Origin of the sequence: Pseudomonas sp. NPDC090201 (assembly GCF_044746825.1) — a bacterium.
In the GTDB taxonomy this organism is placed as follows: Bacteria; Pseudomonadota; Gammaproteobacteria; order Pseudomonadales; family Pseudomonadaceae; genus Aquipseudomonas; species Aquipseudomonas putida_AD.
Genome location: NZ_JBIVCX010000004.1, coordinates 236,236 through 254,019 on the forward strand (window position 1 = coordinate 236,236; position 17,784 = coordinate 254,019).

Here is a 17,784-nt window from a genome sequence, read left to right on the forward strand (position 1 = left end):
TCCATGAGGCTGGACGTTGAATCCCGAAAACGACGGCTTCTCGGGATCCGGGTTCGCCTCTAGATTGGCCTTCGACACGACGCCAATCAGAGGGCTGCACCATGAATCACATCGCCACGCTTGAACCCGACATGCTCATTGATCAACGACTGGGCGCAGTCGTTTCGGGCGTCACTCACACAATCGGTGAAGGCTTCACAGCGCTGCACTTTTCAGAAGAAATGTTCGCCACGCGCATGGATCCGCTGCTGATGGTGGACCACTTCGTGATGACCGCCCCCACCTTCGCGCCTCATCTGCACGCCGGTATCTCTGCGGTGACCGCGCTGTTCGAAGATTCACAGGGCGATTTTCTGAACCGCGACACCCTGGGTCATAACCTGGCCCTCAAGGCCGGTGATCTTTACTGGCTGGCAGCCGCCAGCGGCGCGGCCCATGAAGAAACCCCAGCGGCCAATGCCCGCGTCCACGCATTGCAACTGTTCGTCAATCTGCCGGCTCATCTCAAGCAGGCACCGGCGCGCACCCTTCACGTCACAGATGAGCAGGTCCCTGTGATTCACGGGCCGGGGCATCGTGTGCGAGTGGTGCTGGGCCGCAGTGGCGAGGCAACAGGCGCCGAAGGCACACCCGAGCCACTGACCCTGCTTGATGGTTTTCTGCAAGCGAACAGCGCCTTCACTCATGTGCTGCCCGAGGGGATGCAGGCCTGGATCTATGCAGTCAGCGGTAACCTGGTCCTTCACTGCCAGACCGAAGAACGCAGTATTGCTGCCGGTCACGCCACCACTGTGAGCGCCGGTTCCCGCATCGAACTGGCGATGAGTGCGGGCGAGGCGTGCCACTTCGTACTGATCGCAGGCAAACCCATCGGCGAGCCCTTCATCAAACGCGGCCCGCTGGTGATGAGCACCGAGGAAGACATCCGTCGAGCCCTCGCCAAGTACGCCAATGGCGGTTTCGGACAGATTCCCGCCTGATTCACGCCTGATCGCAATGCACTCCCGCCGCGCGGCCTCCTGACCGCGTGCAGGGGACCCTTTGCCCTCAACTTCATGCAGGTGACCGAACATGACCCACATCCTTGCCCCGGAACACTTCACCACGCTGCACATTTCGCCTGAAGAGTGTCAGCGTGAATACGCCCTGCGGGAACAGTTCGCGCAGTTCTGGGCGACCACTCCAGGTGAGCCCAGAGCCGTTTATGACGCCTTCATCGGCGCCACGCCGCTGGCGACCGGCACGACTCTGCACGCCATCGATGCCCCAGGCGCGAGTGGCTGGTGGCTGGCTCCCGCCGACGCACTGCCCGGCCAGGTCCTGCTGTACCTGCATGGAGGCGGATACGTTCAAGGAAGCGCAGCGGCCTATCGCGGTTTTGTCAGCCAGATCGCCCGACGGACCCGCACCGCAGCGCTGGTCATCGATTACCCGCTCGCCCCTGAAAACACGTTCCTTCAGGCCACCGACGCCGCACTGGCAGCCTGGCGCTGGCTGATCGATCAGGGCTACTCGCGCATCGCACTGGTGGGAGATTCAGCAGGAGGCGGCCTGGCGCTGTCGACACTGGCCACCCTCTCCCAATCTGCCGAAGCCATTGCGCCACTGGCGGGCGTGGTGTTTTCACCCTGGGTCGATCTGACCTTCAGTGGCAGTTCCATGACCGATCCGAACGTGGAAGACCCGCTGATTGGCCATGAGTATCTGAAGCAATGCGCCCGCCACTACCTGGCCGGAGCCGATCCAGCGGATCCGCGAGCCTCGCCCCTGTTTGCCTCTCTCAAAGGCCTGCCGCCGCTGCTGATCCAGGCCGGATCCGACGAGCGCCTGCTGGATGACTCACGCCAGTTCGCGGCGCGTGCGAGAAGCGCTGGCGTGCAGGTCGACCTGGAAATCTGGGAAGGCATGCATCACGTGTTTCAGCTTGACCTTGCCCATCTGCACAGCAGCGCCAGCGCCCTTGATCGCACCGCCGGCTTTCTGCGCGGCGCCTTCAACGCGGCCTGACCTCATTCATCCATCAGAACAAACGCCCTGAAAACAAGGAGAAAGACCATGGCAACTGAACAGACGCTGAAACAGACATTCGACGTTATCATCGTCGGCGGAGGCTCTGCCGGGGCAGTGCTCGCCAACCGTTTGAGCGCGGACTCGTCACGCAGGATCCTGCTGCTCGAGGCCGGGCACGCCTACGCCCCATCCGAGTACCCGGACGTGCTCGCCAACGCCAATCGCGTCGGCGGTGATCCGGCACACGACTGGGGTTACCACACCTCGGATCATGCGGGGCTGGGGCACGACGTCAACGCGTTGCGCGGCAAGGTGCTAGGGGGCAGTTCGGCGGTGAACGCCGCCGTGGCCATGCGTGCACGTGCCGCAGATTTCGACAACTGGACGCGCAAAGGCATCAAGGGCTGGTCCTTCGATGACGTCTTGCCGGTCTACAAGGCGCTTGAAAACACGCCCAGCGGAGACGACGCCTGGCACGGGCGCTCGGGCCCTTTCCCGATCCGCCAACGCAGCATGGAAGAAAATACCCCGTCGATGCAGGCGTTCACCCTCGCCTCTGAAGCGGCGGGCCTCAAGCGCATCAGCGACTTCAACGGCGCCGAGCAAAACGGCGTCTCGCCCTACCCGCTGAACGTGGTGGACGGCCAACGCATCAATACCGGCATGGCCTACCTGACTGACGACATTCGCCGTCGCCCGAACCTGACCATCCTGGGCAATGCAGAAGTGGACCTGGTCACGTTCGAAGGTCAGCAGGCCACCGGCGTACGCCTCATCGATGGCCCGACACTGTCGGCGCGGCGAGTGATCCTCTCGGCAGGCGCATTCGGCAGCCCGGCCATTCTTCTGCGTTCGGGTATCGGCCCAGCGGCCCACCTTGCCGAGCTGGAGATCCCGCTTGTCATCGATGCGCCGGTGGGTGAAACCCTCAAGGAGCATCCCTTCTATTACAACGTGTACGCCCTGAAGCCGGAAACCAACTCGATGACACCGGCTGCCGGCGCGATCATCTGGACGCGCTCAAGCGAGGCGCAAGGCGACGCACTGGATCTGCACATCTCCGGGACACACATCTTCGACCCTGCGCAAAGCCCCACCGGGGGCGCCATCGTGCTGGCGTGCGCCGTCACCTTGCCCAGGTCCGTCGGCTCGGTGCGCCTGGCCAGTCGCGATCCGCGCGTGGCCCCAGTGATCCGCTATAACTTCTTCCAGGACCCCAGCGACCTGCGGCGCATGATGGAGGCCGTCAAGCTGTCCCGACGCATTGGCAGGACAGCGCCCTTCAGCGACACCGTCGCATTCGAAATGACCCCTGGGGCCGAGATTCAGGACGATGAAGCGTTGAAGCAGGCAATCATCGCATCGGTGGACGGTTATGCTCACCCGACTTCCACGGTGCCCATGGGCGCCAGCGATGACCCCGCCGCCGTGGTCGACGAGAACGGCGCCGTGCGGGGAGTCAACGGCCTGCATGTGGTGGATGCGTCGATCATGCCGGAGATCCCTTCGGTCGCGACCAACGTGACCACTATCATGATTGCCGAGGCCATCAGCAGACGGCTTTGACGCCAACTTTTCCTGGGGGGCGGGCCATCGCGAAAGACTCGGATTCGCGGTGGCCGCAAGGCCCTTGTCTAAAGGTCGGGACGCCGTGCCCCTACATCCGGAACGACCGCTGTATCTCACGCGCCAGCAACTCCACTGCCTCATCGTCCCGGGAGGCCGGGTTGCGCATGAACACGATGTCGTGGTCAGGAATGACCGGCAACCCTTCGAGAATCTGCATGCGCTCGGTGACCTTGGCGCGGTCGATCACGCTGATGGCCAACCCCGCTTCCACACAGGCCTTGACCGCCTGATTGGAGTGGCTTTCGAGGACGATCCGCGAGCGGCGACCGGATGCCTTCAGCGATTGGACCATGGCCTCACGGTAAGGGCATTGCAGCGCGTGAACCGCCAGCGGCAAGGGGTCATGCTGCGTCAACGCGGCGCTCGACGGCCCCACCCAGACCGGCGTGGTCGCCATCAGCAGTTGAGTGTCGGGCCCGATATTGCCCTGGGACTGAGCGATGACCGCCGTCTGCAATTTTCCACGCAGGATCAGCTCGCGCAGCGCATGGCTCGGCCCGGTCCTGAGTTCGAGTACCACGTTTGGCCAGGCCGCGCTGAACGTCGGCAGGATATCCCGGATCACGTGGGCCGCGTATTCGTCAGGCACGCCGACCGTGATGCGCCCTGCCAGGTCGGTCCCGTGCAGGTCGGCCAGCGCCTGATCGTGGCTGCGCAACAGTTCGGCGGTCGAAGTCAGCAGGCGCTTGCCCAGCAGCGTCAGCGAAATCGACTGGTTGTCGCGGTTCAGCAGCCGGCCGCCCGCCACCGCCTCCAGGCGCTGAATGTGCACACTGACCGCCGCCGGGCTTTTATGCAGGTGTTCGGCCGCGGCGCTGAATTTGCCGATGCGCACCACCGCATGAAAGGTACGCAGGAGATCGATGTCGAGGATCGCCGTCATGGTTCAATACCTGTGAAGAAGTACTGCATGATATTTTGATTTATTAGACTACGCCTGTTCCGTAGTGTCTGGGAATGAGCCAGCACATTCCGATTCAAGACAATACTCCCACACGCCACAGCAGGCGTCGGACACTGCCGCTGCCCCTTCTTGAGGCAGGGTTGCTGCTGACCTGGAGTTCCGGGTTCATCGGCGCGCGGTTTTCCATCGACTACGCCCCCGCGCTGCTCGTGGTGTTCTGGCGCTGCGTCCTGGTGTGCGTCCTGTTGTTGCCACTCGTTTTCCGGTCACTGCGCCAGACGCCCTTTTCCGTCTTGCTGACCAATGCAGGCATCGGGCTGTTGGCGATGGCGGGGTATCTGACCGGGGTGACGAAGGGCATCGAACTCGGAGTGCCTGCCGGGCTTGCAGCATTGTGTGCAGACTTGCTGCCGCTGGGCATGGCGGTGCTGGCCGCGCTGGCGTTGGGTGAGCGCCTGGGCCGGCAAGTCTGGCTGGGCCTGATCATCGGCCTGCTCGGGGTGCTATGGGTCACGCATAATGCGCTTGTGCTGGGCGATGCTCCGCTGTGGGCCTACGGCTTGCCGGTGGCGGGCATGTTCTCGCTGGCGGTGGCGACACTCTGGCAAAAGCGCGTCCGTTCAGAGCCGATGGGTCTGCTGCCCAATCTCTGGGTCCAGTGTTTTGTCTCAAGCTTTGCATTCGCAGCCATCGAAGGCAGCCAAGGCAGCCTGGCCCCCATCCCCACCGCGGGCTTCGCGCTGAGCGTGCTGTGGACCGTGGCCCTGTCGACCCTCGGAGGGTACGGGCTGTACTGGGTGTGCCTGCGCCGGTCCAGCGCGACCCGCGTCGCCAGCGTGCTCTACCTAAGCCCGCCGATCACCCTGGTCTGGGCCTGGGCGATGTTCGGCGAGCCGCTGTCGTGGCAGATGGCGGCAGGGATGGCCGTCTCCGCCGTGGGGATCTGGCTGGTGATGCGCGCCGAAGCCCGAGGTGCTGTCAGCGCCGGTCAAACCCGATCAGTACCTTGCCCAGATGTTGCGCAGGAGCAAAAAAAGCAAAGGCTTCAGGCGCCTCATCGAACGTGAAGGTCTTGGCGACAACGGTTTGGATGCCGTTCGACTCGATAGCGCGGATCAGGTCCAGAAACATCTCGCGGCTGCCGTTGGCAATGCCCCGGATGGTGACATTCTTGAGGATCAGCGAGACATAGTCGGGGATCGGCGAACGCTGCCCCAGCGTGACTCCAATCACCGCGATACGCCCGTTCACGGCGGCATCTGCATCTGCAAGCGCAGCCGGCACGCGGATCAACGCGGCGGCAGGCAGAACGACCTTTTCAGCGAGCCAGCCGTCGTGAGACACGCCCACATCGTGAGCAAACACGCGGGGGCTGAACTTGCCCTCAAGCCAGCTCGGGAAGTGACCACAGATCACCCGATCCCCCGGCTGCACCTGGCTGACCCCCTCACCGACCGCAACGACCTCACCCACACCTTCCGAAACCGGAATCCGCTCAGGTGCCTGCAGAGCACCGTACAGCCCGCGCAGGATCTGCACATCACGACTGATCAGACTCACCAGGCGAGGCGCGACGATGACTTCACCCGCCCCGGCAACAGGCTCGGGACGCATGATGGCGGTGAGTGAATCCAGGCCCTGCTGGGTACCGATTTGAAACGCTTTCATTACCAGATTCCTTCTAAAGCGGTTATCGCACGCAATAGGGAACCCACAGGGTTTATGGATTGGGATGTAATCGTGGCGGGGGGATCGGGAGGGGGAAATCTGCGGCTATTCGTCGCGTGGGAATTAAGTCTGGGGCGACTGGGGCATGAGCGACTGGCAGTCATCGGCCACTAGCAGCAATTCAAAATTGTCGGAAACCTGCCAGAAGCGGAAGTCTTCAATTGCTTTTTCCGCGCTTATTGCGGGCGATTCGAGGCTCTTTCGTCATTTATTTCTTTTCAAATCTGCGTCACTTACAGTATTGGCAGCAATACCAAGCATAGTTGAGCGGCCACACCTATCCCCTACCTACCGAGGCGCATGAGAAATTGATCAACTTTCTCAAATAGATAGGTATTAGGGTCTTCGCCAGCGTCTTTAGCGACCAACAATTCTTCAACCTCCAGCACTGACAAGGAGAGAATCATTTTACCGCTTTCACGCATCGCGCCCTGAACGACCTTCGTGGCAGATGGCGCGCATCCTTTTGGCGATATCAAAATTGCGACATTTCTAAGCGCGGACGGATATAAATATCGCTCGGTGGTCACGACTTCTTTCTGTGTGATTTCATTAGTATAATTTTTAAACTCAAAAATAACGTATCTACTTTTGACGTCGGTAAGCAATAGGTTCCAAACTTCAGACTTTGGCAAAATTCGGCAAATCAGATCACGCCTATGAAGCTCGTCATCCGTATTAAGCTGTTCATGCCAGCCATGAAGATCAAGCTCGAACAAATATTTTAAAGACTTAATACATGCGGTTTCAAAATCCGATGCATGTTGTTTCCCTGTAGGTACAGATAACAGTGCATCCGCGAGCAACCGACCCGTCCCCTGAATCTGGTTAAAGCTTGACTCTTGGGCCAACTCAATCGCCATTGTAGGCTGACTAGGGGTTGGTGCGGACACCTCAAAAAAAATCTCAAACTCCCTGGATAATTCAGGAAACTCAGAAGCTCTCAGGAATAACTCATCTGCATCCCAGATCTCGATACTGGGGTATGCTTTTACCGCTGTATTCAATGCCGCGCTCAGTGGGCATGATATCACCAACAGTGCGGATTTAGCATCAAGCAAATATTTATTGCGTGACGCTTGTATCATGGCTTTCGCAATAAGCTCAGGGCTAGGCGGAGATAAATAACGGTAATGCTTGATCTCCACAACACCAAGCAAACCCTCTTTTTCATACACAAGATCCGCCTCTTCCGGCCCACCCATTGCTATTGGAATACGAAAATTGGACCGCACATTGGAATACCCAAGCGCTCGTAGCAAATCAGCCACAAGCTGTTCAAATCGCTCTCCTAGAGAGTTTCTATGGTGCACTCTAAACTCCAATCACTCATTAATATTGACGACCAACAATGTGAGGTTCGACTCTTTGGCGGACAGGCCGTAATGCTTGATGATACTACGTCATAAACCGCAAAAATAATAGCTACAAATCGTGCATTAAAATCAGGGCTAGCTCCTGACTCACAGCCCCGCATTGCTCCCGGACTTTAAACCACATTTACCCAAAATTAAAAGATCCAGTGATTAATTTTTTTGACTCATCCAGCACTTACAGCTACTTCATCGCTCCCACCAGCCGAGCCAGATACCGATAAAATGGTCCTTACTTCCCAGATCGATTCAAGTTTCAGTCTTGGGTCGATAGCAGTCATCCGTGAACAGCAGGTGCCGACCCACAACGGACAACAACTACTATGCTTAACTTACCCGTATCCACCCCACCGCGCTCATGGAACGGAAAGTTATAATTTGCTGAAGACACCGACTATATCGCCCCACGAACTGACAGAAAGCGCGTCAAATACCGAGACCATTACCTAGCTGTTTTTCCTCGGTGCCACTCATAGTAATGAGAGCTGGACGCCCAGTTTTCAACGACAAGCCCTTCAATGCTCGCGATCATTTCACCAAGGCGCGGTGTTGCAGTTTTTCCATTGATGGATACTACTCTTCCAGCCTCGACTGATATATACCCGCGCTCATAAAGATCGTCACAGCCTGTTTTACACATTAAGGCAGCAACATTATCGATATCCTTACGTTCAGACTTGTTGCAGGCTGATCGCATCTTAAGGTGGGCAGCTACAAGCATGTCTACGGGAAAAGTGTGGTGACAAATTACGCATTTCCCCGTGAAAGATCCTCTTAGCAGATGGGCTCTTAGGAAGGCTTGCTCCTTCCTCGCCTTAGAAATGCAGTCGCGATCCAAATCCACTTGATCGATTATAGCGGGTAACAGCTCGGCGGGAGTGAGCACCGCACCATCCTCAGTGAAATAGATATTTTTACTAACGATGAGAGATGGAGGATTGGGGATTTCAGGATTTGACATGCGGGCGGCGTAACCAGACCGAACCAAGACTTCAAGTTCATCAATCTCATCGACTCGGATGTAGTCGATCTCAAAACGAGTAGGACTTGCGACGTATTTTCCATCCTTGTGCAGATGAGGGTATAGCGGCTTTCCTTTGTGGTCGCCTATGGAGACTGTTGCTTGGAATTCGCTCATTGCGTAGCAGTCCATTGCCTTGCTAAAGGTAAAATCAGTGTCCTGTGGTACCGACAATGCTATCACCGCTTTTGGGTAAACCACGTATCGCGAGAGGCTGCTTCTGGCCGATATCTGCCTGTTGCCACCGTCAGCTTCGGGTCGAAAGCAGACCCGGCCTTCCGCAACCCCTCCCCACCATCTCCGCTCCAACTCAAATCCAGACATCATTCAACGCAGTCCGCTCACCCCCTTCCTGACCAGTATTGAGCACGCCCCGCGGCTCAATCATCATCACCTTCGCCTCCCCCTCAGCCGCTGTCCTGTGCTCCACGCCACGTGGCACGACATACAGCTCACCGGGCCGCACATACGCGCAGCCCTCTGGTAAATCGATGCGCAGGACGCCTTCGAGCACCAGGAACGCTTCGTCAGTCTCCGGGTGCGAATGCCAGATGAACTCACCTTCGATTCGCACGACCTTGAACTGATAGTCGTTCATTTCCGCGACGACCCTCGGGCTCCACTGCTGGTCGATCATCGAGGCTTTTTGCGCGAGGTTCACGGGCGCGGCAGTGCGTTGCGGGTGTGATACAGACATGGCAGATCCTCTCTGGTTGGAGTCCTCAGCCTACCGAACCCGGGCTCGTCGCTCTTGTACGATCCTGCACCTCAGCTTGCGCGGCAATCACTCAGGGTTCGCCTCACTCCCGGTGGCCAGCAGTACGACGCGCATCGAACAGACGATTGAGTTCGGCCAGGCTGACGGCGCGAAACCGCTCCACCAGCACCGACTCCGCTTCCCGCAAGGCGTCTTCCACCGCCAGGTTGACGACCTGCTCGATCATGCAATCGGGGTTGGCGCGCTCGTTGCCGATGGCGAACAGTGTGGGCTGCCCCACGGCGTTGTAGATGTCCAGTAGCGTGACCTGCTCAAGATCGCAGGTGATGACCCAGCCGCCACCGTGCCCCTTCTCCGAGCGAACGTAGCCTGAATCCCTAAGGCCCGACATGGTTCTGCGAACGACCACCGGGTTGGTTCCCAGCATCGCGGCTATGCGTTCGGAGGTGACTGGCCCACCGTGCCGCGCCATGTGCACCAGGATATGTAGCATTCGCGAAAGACGACTGTCGTTGCGCACCATTTGCTCCTTGACATTTTGCTGCTTGGCAGAAAGCATGCACTCATGATACTTCTAAAGTTACATGAATATCGAGGCCAGGGCCATGCACGAATTTGAGAATCCCGATCACTGGGACGTCGCAGCAAAGCATTATCAGAAAACCGCGCATCCCTTCACCGCGCATTTTGCAGAAGCAGCGCTCGCACGAGTCCCCCTGACGCCGCACAGCCGCGTGCTCGATGTGGCCACCGGCACCGGTGCCCTTGCGTTGGCTGCGGCACGAACCGGCGCACAGGTGCTGGCGACGGACTTTTCCGCCGGCATGGTGGCCTGTGTGAAAAGCGCAGGGCTTGCCAATGTGCAGGCCCAAGTCATGGACGGCCAGGCGCTCGATCTGCCAGACGCAAGCTTCGACGCGACGTTCTCGATCTTCGGTGTGATCATGTTTCCTGACTGGCGCAAGGGGCTGGCCGAGATGAATCGCGTCACGGCCATCGGGGGCCATGGCGTTGTCGCGACGTGGCAAGAGAGGGGTGCGGCGACGTTTCTGCTGTTGGGCAATGTGCGGCGAAAGCTTTTCCCGGATCGCCAGGGCATGGCGATGCCCGAAGCGGTGAAAGCCTTGAGCGACCCACTGGATTTCGCCCGCGAACTGATCGCCGCCGGGTTTCGCGAGCCGGTCATCGAGAGTGTGACGCATGCCTATCAGCTGGAGGTCACGTCGCTCGACAACCCTGACACGCTGTTTGGCATGTCGCCCGACTGGACCAGTCTGACCGACACAGAGAAGGCGGCAGTGGTTGCCGAGGTCAGGGCCATGGCGGGCGACGATCCTGTGCTGCCGATTCCATCTACCGCATTGATCGCGGTGGCGCGGCGGTAAGTATCACTACCTGGCCAAGCGATGCACGCTGGCGGACATCGAGTCCGCCTGCTGTTCATCGGCTTTTGCAGCTTTAACCGGCATTTCCCTTCAATCGACAACCCACCTGCTGTGGATTCCTTCGTTTGTATATTGCTGCCATCGGCACCCTCCCGAAGAATTGATCGTGCAATCAGATCATTCGGACAGGAAGGCCGAAACAACATGAATATGAGGTCAAAGCGGCAATTGGAAAGCTTGCGAAATGTGCGGGACTGGCATCTGAGCATGGCATTGCAAGCGCAGATAGGAGGCAGGATCAGCGAGTTCGAGTTCCACACCCGTTACTACCAATTGCTTAGCCCTGCTGTCGACATTGCTGAAGCAGGGGACGGAGCAAGCAGCGTCATCGCCCCGTCAATAGCGTACGAATACTAACCCGCCATCGCGGGAAGACGGCAGCAAATCAGGCCAGCTTCCCGCACTCGACTCCTTCATGCCAGCCGCTCGAGATAGCTGGGCAATGGAGGCTCAGGCAAAACGGAAAGCACCTTCAAGCGTTGCAGCGTTCTCTCGCAGGCGCGCAGCAGGTGTTCCCTGAGATTGATCGCCGCCGACTCGCCCGTGCCGTAGAGCAACGACTCGAAGACCAGCCTGTGCTCGATCAACATGGCCTCGTCAGTGCTGGTGTTGAGCGCTTCGTGGAGGATCCTGCCGATACTCATCGGAATCTGGCTTTGTCGAATGACGGAAGCCATGCGGCCATTTCTCAGATTCGCAAGGCAGGTGACATGCAAGTCTTGCTCGATCGCTTCGATCTGGGAGCGGCTGACCGACGGGCCAGCCTGCTGGGCAGCGACGATTCTCTCCAGCATCACCTGCAGCTCAGCGCGATCAAGCTGCCCTGCCCCTTGCTTGAGCGCATCCGGCTCCAGCAAGGCGCGCAGCTCGTAATCCTCGGTGACCGCCTGGGCCGTGAGCGGGCCTGCGAGCCATTGGGCGTAGGGCTCTTTTTCAACCAGGCCACGATCCTTCAAGCGCATCAGCGCTTCACGAATCACAGCGCGCCCCACTCCCAACTGGTCAGCGGCTCGCTGCTCGTCCAGGCGATAGTGCCCAAAGACCATGAAGCGGGTGACGCAGCTGGCCAACTCATCGTGGATGCGCTCGCTCAACGCTCGGTTGTCGATCAGTTCGAGCGATGGCTCCAGCCCGAGCAGCGCCCTGGTCACGGTCAGACGCTGAGGCGCGACGCCCTGGTTACCAGGATCGATGAGGTATCCCCTGCCCTCGAAGCGGCGGATCAGTCCTTCTTCGAAGAGCAGCGTCAATGCCTGCCGAACAGGTACCCGGCTGGTGCCGAACAGTTGCGCCAGCGGTGCTTCCACGATGACCAGGCCTGGCGTCGCAAGCCCTCCAAGTATCGCCTCGCGCAGGGCGTTACGAATCATCTCGTATCGCGAAGCGCCACGATCTTCAGAGCTGGTTTCGAGCATGGGTGAAATCCTGGACAGACAAGGCGCAAATTCTCTCACAACGGCGCAGCTCCGTATCACACATCAGATGTCACCCCGCGAAGACCCCAAATGGTGCACGAGGTTACCAAACTGCCCACGAATGGATCTTTTCGTTACACATACATTTATACCCAGTCGCGCCGCTTCTCAACCTTCGCCTGCCTTCAGCCGCATGGCTGAGCATTTCCAGGCAAAACACCCATATCAAGGAGCGACATGGCATGAACTGTGCCTATCAGCAAATGTACCTATTTCGTAAATGTACATTATTGCAGGCAACAACCATGTACTCAGATGCTCTGGCGTTGGCACAGCTGTATGCGACGGGGAAGGCAGATCCCGTGGAAATCGTCGAATCGACGTTTGAACGGGCTGACAAATCTCCCGCGACCTTCATTTCCATGAGCCGCGACCGCGCCCGGCGGGAAGCTCTGGCTTCAAGGGCTCGCTGGCAGGCCGGTGAACCTCTGTCACCGCTGGATGGGGTGCCAGTCGCCTGGAAGGACCTGTTCGACATGTCCGGCTGCATCACCACCGCTGGCGCCAAGGTGCGCAAACATGCGGCTGCCGCCAGTGAAGATGCTGTGCTGGTCGCCATCCTGACTCGGGCCGGCATGGTCAATGTGGGCAAGACCAACCTCAGCGAATTCGCCTACTCGGGGCTCGGTCTGAACCCGCATTTCGGCACCCCGCTACAGGGGGCAGAACCCGGGAACGAACGGGCGCCGGGCGGATCTTCGTCGGGTTCTGCAATCGCTGTCGCAGCAGACATCGTCCCCATCGCCATGGGGACTGATACCGCAGGCTCGATTCGCGTGCCTGCAGCCTTCAATGGCTTGGTCGGCTATCGAAGCAGCCGGCTTCGCTATCCATCCGATGGCGTGTATCCACTGGCACGATCGCTCGACTCACTGGGGCCACTGGCCAAAAGTGTGCGAGACGTGATCTGCATCGACAACCTGCTGGTTGGCAGTTCTGCTGGCTCATTGCGTTCGCCCCTGCCGCTGCGAGGGATACGGCTCAGAGTCGACTCGCAACTGCTTGCAAACCTGCAGCTGGAACCTGCTGTGCGAACCAATCTCGCAGACTCCTTGCTACGGCTGGAGCGGGCCGGCGCCGTCATCGAAGATCGCCCGGTAGTCGCCTTCGCCAAAGCCATGGAGCTCATTGAAACGGTGGGCTGGCCGGGTAGCGCCGAAGCGTTCTGCTTGCACCAGGCATTGCTGGACAGCCCCGACGCCGAGCAGCTCGACCCGCGTGTCCGACGTCGGCTGGAGGCCGCCCGGGACTTCCCTGCCTTCAAGCAGATTCGCCTCTACCAGGCATCGGAGCGGCTGCGTGCCGAACTCGCCGCCGAGCTTGATGGCGCGCTGTTGATCACGCCGACGGTGGCCCACGTAGCGCCCCTCATGGCTGCGCTGCTGCTCGATGACGACCTGTTTGCCAAGACCAATCTCGCCACGCTGCGCCTGACCATGCCAGGCAGCCTGCTCGACATGCCAGGGGTCGCCCTGCCCAACGGCACAGACGCCACAGGCTTGCCTACCAGCCTTCTGCTTTCGGCGCCCAGCGGACAGGACGATTACCTGTTGCGCGCCGCGTTGGCCATCGAGCCGCTGGTACGCGCGGCCTGACCCTTTTCTGCCTGAGGACGAAAGGCCCGGCTTTCGCCCTTGAACCTGTATCGCCCGGGGTATTGGAGGACTGATCCATGGCTAAAGAAATTCTGGTTTCCATTGGTGTCGATGTGGACGCCGTTGCTGGCTGGCTGGGCTCGTACGGCGGCGAAGATTCGCCGGACGATATCTCCCGTGGCCTGTTCGCCGGCGAAGTCGGCGCGCCGCGTTTGCTCAAGCTGTTCGAACGCTACGGCCTGCGCACCACCTGGTTCATTCCGGGGCACTCGGTGGAAACCTTCCCAGAGCAGATGAAAGCCGTGGCCGATGCCGGACACGAGATCGGCATCCACGGCTACAGCCACGAAAACCCCATCGCGATGACACCTGAACAGGAAGAGATCGTCCTGGACAAGTCCATCGAACTGATCACCCAACTGGCCGGCAAACGTCCGACCGGCTACGTCGCGCCCTGGTGGGAATTCAGCAATGTGACCAACGAGCTGCTGCTGAAAAAAGGCATCAAGTACGACCACAGCCTGATGCACAACGACTTCACCCCTTACTACGTACGCGTGAAGGACAGCTGGACCAAGATCGACTACAGCGCCCACCCGGACACCTGGATGAAACCCCTGGTGCGCGGGCAGGAAACCGATCTGGTGGAGATTCCGGCCAACTGGTACCTCGACGACCTGCCGCCAATGATGTTCATCAAGAAGGCACCGAACAGCCACGGGTTCGTGAACCCGCGCGACATCGAGCAAATGTGGCGCGACCAGTTCGACTGGGTCTATCGCGAAATGGACTACGCGGTGTTCCCGATCACCATTCACCCCGACGTCTCCGGCCGCCCGCAAGTGCTGATGATGCTGGAGCGGCTCATCGACCACATGAAAGCCCACGACGGTGTGCGCTTCGTGACCATGGACGAAATTGCCGACGACTTCCTCAAACGTAATCCCCGTCAGCGCTGACCTGACGCCTCCTGCGAGATTGCCCCTATGACCACGCACATCACAACGCCGACACAATCGATGGATTCTGCTGACTGGAAGCCCGTGCAACTGGCGACCAAAGACGTGACCTACGCGACCTGGATCGCATTTTTTGCCTGGGTCTTTGCCGTTTACGATTTCATCCTGTTCGGCACGCTGCTGCCGGTCATGGGCGGGCACTTCAGCTGGAACGAAGCCGAACAGGCTGAAATCGCCACCTGGGTGGCGGCGGGAGGCGCGGTGATCGCCTTTGCCATCGGGCCTGTCGTGGACCGTATCGGTCGCCGTGGCGGCATCATGTTCACCATCGGCGGCGCAGCGTTGTGCTCGGCGCTCACCGCACTGTGCGCCGGCATGGGCAAAGGCGCGCTGATCGGCGTGCGATCGGTGGCAGGCCTTGGGTATGCCGAGGAAGGTGTGAACGCCACGTACCTGACGGAGATCTACGCCGCTTCGACCGATCCGAAACTGATCAAGCGTCGCGGTTTCGTCTACAGCCTGGTGCAAAGCGGCTGGCCGGTGGGCGCGCTCATCGCTGCGGGCCTGACGGCGTTGTTGCTGCCGAGCATCGGTTGGCAGGGCTGCTTCATCTTTGCCGCCGTGCCTGCGTTCATCATCGCGATACTGGCTCGCAAACTGAAGGAGAGCCCGCAATTCCAGGTGCACCAGCGCATCGTGCAGTTGCGCAAAGCCGGTCAGGATGCGCAGGCCCGCGGCCTGGCCCGCGAGTATGGCGTTGACTACGACGACCACGCCAAAGCCGGTGTCGCGGCAGCCTTCCGCGGCGCGGCCCTTCGGCCAACGGTGATCCTGAGCCTGGCGATCCTGCTCAACTGGTCGGCGATCCAGGTATTCAGCGTGCTGGGTACTTCGGTGATCGTGAGTGTCCACGGCCTGTCGTTCGAGAATTCGTTGTGGATTCTGGTGCTGTCCAACCTCGTCGGCTTTATCGGCTACCTGTTCCACGGCTGGCTAGGCGACCGGATTGGCCGACGCAACACGGTCGCGATGGGCTGGATGCTGGGCGGCCTGGCGTTCTTCGCGATGATTCAGGCGCCCAGTGATCTGGTGATCGTGGTCACGCTCTACAGCCTGGGGCTGTTTTTCCTGACAGGCCCTTACTCGGCCATGCTGTTCTTCATGGGCGAAAGCTTCCCTACCAGCATCCGCGCAACGGGTGGCGCCATCGTGCATGCCATGGGGCCGGTCGGTGCCATCCTCGCAGGCCTGGGCATCACCAGCGTGCTGTCCACCGGTGGCCAATGGCACAGCGCTGCCCTGTGGTTCGGTGCACTGCCTTGCTTCCTGTCTGGTGTGGTGATGTTGGCTGCGCGCCACGTCGAACCCTCCAGCGTCAAATGATCGGAGAGACCTTGATGACAACTCATTCACCTGTCGCATTGATTACCGGTGCGGCGAGCGGCATCGGCCAGGCGCTGGCTGTGGCCTACGCCGAGCGCGGGATACGCGTGGTCGGCGGTTACTTCGCAGGCGACGCCCATGACCCGGAGCACACCCGCCACCTGGTCGAAGCGGCCGGCGGACAATGCCTGATGCTGGCAGCCGATGTGACCGACAGCGCCTCACTGGATGCGCTGGCGGCCGCAGCCATCGAACACTTCGGGCGCCTCGACTGCGCGGTGGCCAACGCAGGCTTGCTGCGCCGGGCGCCGCTGCTGGAAATGACCGATGAGCGCTGGAACGAAATGCTCGACGTGGATCTGACCGGCGTGATGCGCACCTTCAGATCCGCCGTGCGGCACATGCAAGGCGGCTCGCTGGTTGCCATTTCCTCCATCGCCGGCGGTGTCTATGGCTGGCAGGATCACGCGCATTACGCCGCCGCCAAAGCCGGCGTGCCGGGCCTGTGCCGCTCACTGGCCGTGGAGCTGGCCGGACGCGGCATTCGCTGCAACGCCGTGATCCCGGGGCTGATCGAAACGCCGCAATCGCTGGATGCCAAGAACTCCCTGGGGCCTGAGGGCCTGGCGCAAGCCGCCCGCGCCATTCCCCTTGGCCGGGTTGGCAAGGCGCGGGAAGTGGCCGACCTGGTGCGCTTTCTGACCAGTGACGAATCCACCTACATCACCGGCCAAAGCATCATCATCGACGGCGGCCTGACCGTCCGCTGGCCTGAATAGGAACCGCTCATGAAAGCTCTACACAATCGTCGCGCCGTGATCACCGGCGCGGCCAGCGGCATCGGCGCCGCCATTGCCCTGGCCTATGCCGAAGCAGGCGCACGCCTGGTCTTGTGCGACCGCGATGCCCAGCGGCTCGCCAACACCGCGCAGCAATGCCGAGCCCTTGATGTCGACGTTGAGGAATGCGTGGCGGATGTCGGTACGGTCGACGGTGCCCGTGCCGGTGTCGATGCCTGCGTTGCCCGTTACGACGGCATCGACATTCTGGTCAACAACGCCGGCATGCTGACCCAGGCCCCTTGTGTCGACCTGACCCAGGCCATGTGGGACGACATGCTGCGCATCGACCTGACCAGCGTGTTCATCGCCAGCCAGCGCGCCCTGCCCCACATGCTCTCGCAGCAGTGGGGGCGCATCATCAACGTGGCTTCGCAACTGGGCATCAAGGGCGGCGCCGAGTTGTGCCATTACGCAGCGGCCAAGGCCGGCGTCATCGGGTTCACCAAGTCGCTGGCGCTGGAAGTGGGCAAACAGAATGTGCTGGTCAACGCAATCGCGCCCGGCCCTATCGAAACCCCGCTGGTCGATGGCATCAGCCAGGCCTGGAAAGAGGCCAAGGCCAAGGAACTGCCCCTGGGCCGCTTCGGCAAAGCCCATGAGGTCGCCCCCATCGCGGTGCTGCTGGCAAGCGAACCGGGCGGCAACCTGTTCGTCGGTCAGACGCTGGGCCCCAACTCCGGCGACGTCATGCCCTGAGGAGAA

General features: G+C 60.3%; 17 protein-coding genes. 10 read left to right on the forward strand and 7 right to left on the reverse strand.

Features of this window, described 5'->3' with window-relative positions:
• Positions 1-101 precede the first annotated feature (101 nt).
• The 3 genes from ACIPOO_RS15150 (at position 102) to ACIPOO_RS15160 (ending at position 3,576) form a co-directional block, all read left to right on the forward strand.
• Positions 102-980: a pirin family protein gene (locus ACIPOO_RS15150; RefSeq protein WP_400608264.1), complete on the forward strand. Its 879-nt coding sequence runs from the start codon at positions 102-104 to the stop codon at positions 978-980.
• A gap of 91 nt (positions 981-1,071) precedes the next feature.
• On the forward strand, positions 1,072-2,007 hold the full coding sequence (locus ACIPOO_RS15155) for an alpha/beta hydrolase (protein WP_400608266.1): 936 nt from the start codon (positions 1,072-1,074) through the stop codon (positions 2,005-2,007).
• A 48-nt stretch (positions 2,008-2,055) separates the two neighbouring features.
• Positions 2,056-3,576 carry a GMC family oxidoreductase gene (locus tag ACIPOO_RS15160; RefSeq protein ID WP_400608268.1) on the forward strand — a complete coding sequence of 507 codons (1,521 nt, stop codon included), beginning with the start codon at positions 2,056-2,058 and terminating at the stop codon, positions 3,574-3,576.
• Between the two features lie 91 nt (positions 3,577-3,667).
• Here the strand turns inward: ACIPOO_RS15160 and ACIPOO_RS15165 are convergent, their stop codons facing one another.
• A complete protein-coding gene (locus tag ACIPOO_RS15165) occupies positions 3,668-4,522 on the reverse strand; it encodes a LysR family transcriptional regulator (RefSeq protein ID WP_400608270.1) in 855 nt (284 codons plus the stop codon).
• A 74-nt stretch (positions 4,523-4,596) separates the two neighbouring features.
• Between ACIPOO_RS15165 and ACIPOO_RS15170 the strand changes: the two genes are divergently transcribed.
• Positions 4,597-5,610, forward strand: coding sequence for a DMT family transporter (locus tag ACIPOO_RS15170; RefSeq protein WP_400608272.1), 1,014 nt, complete (start codon positions 4,597-4,599; stop codon positions 5,608-5,610).
• Here the strand turns inward: ACIPOO_RS15170 and ACIPOO_RS15175 are convergent.
• The 5 genes from ACIPOO_RS15175 to ACIPOO_RS15195 form a co-directional block, all read right to left on the reverse strand.
• Positions 5,522-6,211 (reverse strand): alcohol dehydrogenase catalytic domain-containing protein, encoded by a 690-nt coding sequence (locus tag ACIPOO_RS15175; protein ID WP_400608274.1) that lies wholly within the window; start codon positions 6,209-6,211, stop codon positions 5,522-5,524. The genes ACIPOO_RS15170 and ACIPOO_RS15175 overlap by 89 nt on opposite strands.
• Before the next feature lie 344 nt (positions 6,212-6,555).
• Positions 6,556-7,584: a restriction endonuclease gene (locus ACIPOO_RS15180; protein WP_400608276.1), complete on the reverse strand. Its 1,029-nt coding sequence runs from the start codon at positions 7,582-7,584 to the stop codon at positions 6,556-6,558.
• Between the two features lie 502 nt (positions 7,585-8,086).
• Positions 8,087-8,782, reverse strand: coding sequence for a hypothetical protein (locus ACIPOO_RS15185; RefSeq protein WP_400608278.1), 696 nt, complete (start codon positions 8,780-8,782; stop codon positions 8,087-8,089).
• A 193-nt stretch (positions 8,783-8,975) separates the two neighbouring features.
• Complete coding sequence (locus tag ACIPOO_RS15190) at positions 8,976-9,362, reverse strand: cupin domain-containing protein (protein ID WP_274130560.1); 387 nt, start codon at positions 9,360-9,362, stop codon at positions 8,976-8,978.
• A gap of 103 nt (positions 9,363-9,465) precedes the next feature.
• Positions 9,466-9,903 (reverse strand): Rrf2 family transcriptional regulator, encoded by a 438-nt coding sequence (locus ACIPOO_RS15195; RefSeq protein WP_400608280.1) that lies wholly within the window; start codon positions 9,901-9,903, stop codon positions 9,466-9,468.
• Between the two features lie 64 nt (positions 9,904-9,967).
• Between ACIPOO_RS15195 and ACIPOO_RS15200 the strand changes: the two genes are divergently transcribed.
• Positions 9,968-10,768, forward strand: a complete 801-nt coding sequence (locus tag ACIPOO_RS15200; RefSeq protein ID WP_400608282.1) for a class I SAM-dependent methyltransferase — start codon at positions 9,968-9,970, stop codon at positions 10,766-10,768.
• A 473-nt stretch (positions 10,769-11,241) separates the two neighbouring features.
• On the opposite strand, the gene ACIPOO_RS15205 is transcribed toward ACIPOO_RS15200, so the two are convergent.
• Positions 11,242-12,243 carry a GntR family transcriptional regulator gene (locus ACIPOO_RS15205; RefSeq protein WP_400608284.1) on the reverse strand — a complete coding sequence of 334 codons (1,002 nt, stop codon included), beginning with the start codon at positions 12,241-12,243 and terminating at the stop codon, positions 11,242-11,244.
• Positions 12,244-12,548: 305 nt separating this feature from the next.
• On the opposite strand from ACIPOO_RS15205, the gene ACIPOO_RS15210 reads away from it, so the two are divergent.
• From ACIPOO_RS15210 to ACIPOO_RS15230, 5 genes are all read left to right on the forward strand, one after another.
• Positions 12,549-13,898, forward strand: a complete 1,350-nt coding sequence (locus ACIPOO_RS15210) for an amidase (RefSeq protein ID WP_400608579.1) — start codon at positions 12,549-12,551, stop codon at positions 13,896-13,898.
• Between the two features lie 77 nt (positions 13,899-13,975).
• The gene (locus tag ACIPOO_RS15215; RefSeq protein WP_274130565.1) at positions 13,976-14,857 is read left to right on the forward strand and encodes a polysaccharide deacetylase; all 882 of its coding nucleotides are present in this window, start codon (positions 13,976-13,978) and stop codon (positions 14,855-14,857) included.
• 60 nt (positions 14,858-14,917) lie between these two features.
• Positions 14,918-16,240, forward strand: a complete 1,323-nt coding sequence (locus tag ACIPOO_RS15220; RefSeq protein ID WP_400608286.1) for an MFS transporter — start codon at positions 14,918-14,920, stop codon at positions 16,238-16,240.
• Positions 16,241-16,254: 14 nt separating this feature from the next.
• The gene (locus ACIPOO_RS15225) at positions 16,255-17,019 is read left to right on the forward strand and encodes an SDR family NAD(P)-dependent oxidoreductase (RefSeq protein ID WP_400608288.1); all 765 of its coding nucleotides are present in this window, start codon (positions 16,255-16,257) and stop codon (positions 17,017-17,019) included.
• Between the two features lie 9 nt (positions 17,020-17,028).
• On the forward strand, positions 17,029-17,778 hold the full coding sequence (locus ACIPOO_RS15230; protein WP_400608290.1) for an SDR family NAD(P)-dependent oxidoreductase: 750 nt from the start codon (positions 17,029-17,031) through the stop codon (positions 17,776-17,778).
• Positions 17,779-17,784 lie beyond the last annotated feature (6 nt).

Bases quoted from the DNA above. Each gene is read 5' to 3' on its own strand.
- ACIPOO_RS15220 (WP_400608286.1), top strand. From the start codon at position 14,918: ATGGATTCTGCTGACTGGAAGCCCGTGCAACTGGCGACCAAAGACGTG.
- ACIPOO_RS15200 (WP_400608282.1), top strand. From the start codon at position 9,968: ATGAATATCGAGGCCAGGGCCATGCACGAATTTGAGAATCCCGATCAC.
- ACIPOO_RS15225 (WP_400608288.1), top strand. From the start codon at position 16,255: ATGACAACTCATTCACCTGTCGCATTGATTACCGGTGCGGCGAGCGGC.
- ACIPOO_RS15230 (WP_400608290.1), top strand. From the start codon at position 17,029: ATGAAAGCTCTACACAATCGTCGCGCCGTGATCACCGGCGCGGCCAGC.
- ACIPOO_RS15160 (WP_400608268.1), top strand. From the start codon at position 2,056: ATGGCAACTGAACAGACGCTGAAACAGACATTCGACGTTATCATCGTC.
- ACIPOO_RS15170 (WP_400608272.1), top strand. From the start codon at position 4,597: ATGAGCCAGCACATTCCGATTCAAGACAATACTCCCACACGCCACAGC.
- ACIPOO_RS15150 (WP_400608264.1), top strand. From the start codon at position 102: ATGAATCACATCGCCACGCTTGAACCCGACATGCTCATTGATCAACGA.
- ACIPOO_RS15210 (WP_400608579.1), top strand. From the start codon at position 12,549: ATGTACTCAGATGCTCTGGCGTTGGCACAGCTGTATGCGACGGGGAAG.
- ACIPOO_RS15185 (WP_400608278.1), bottom strand. From the start codon at position 8,782: ATGAGCGAATTCCAAGCAACAGTCTCCATAGGCGACCACAAAGGAAAG.
- ACIPOO_RS15205 (WP_400608284.1), bottom strand. From the start codon at position 12,243: ATGCTCGAAACCAGCTCTGAAGATCGTGGCGCTTCGCGATACGAGATG.
- ACIPOO_RS15155 (WP_400608266.1), top strand. From the start codon at position 1,072: ATGACCCACATCCTTGCCCCGGAACACTTCACCACGCTGCACATTTCG.
- ACIPOO_RS15215 (WP_274130565.1), top strand. From the start codon at position 13,976: ATGGCTAAAGAAATTCTGGTTTCCATTGGTGTCGATGTGGACGCCGTT.
- ACIPOO_RS15175 (WP_400608274.1), bottom strand. From the start codon at position 6,211: ATGAAAGCGTTTCAAATCGGTACCCAGCAGGGCCTGGATTCACTCACC.
- ACIPOO_RS15190 (WP_274130560.1), bottom strand. From the start codon at position 9,362: ATGTCTGTATCACACCCGCAACGCACTGCCGCGCCCGTGAACCTCGCG.
- ACIPOO_RS15165 (WP_400608270.1), bottom strand. From the start codon at position 4,522: ATGACGGCGATCCTCGACATCGATCTCCTGCGTACCTTTCATGCGGTG.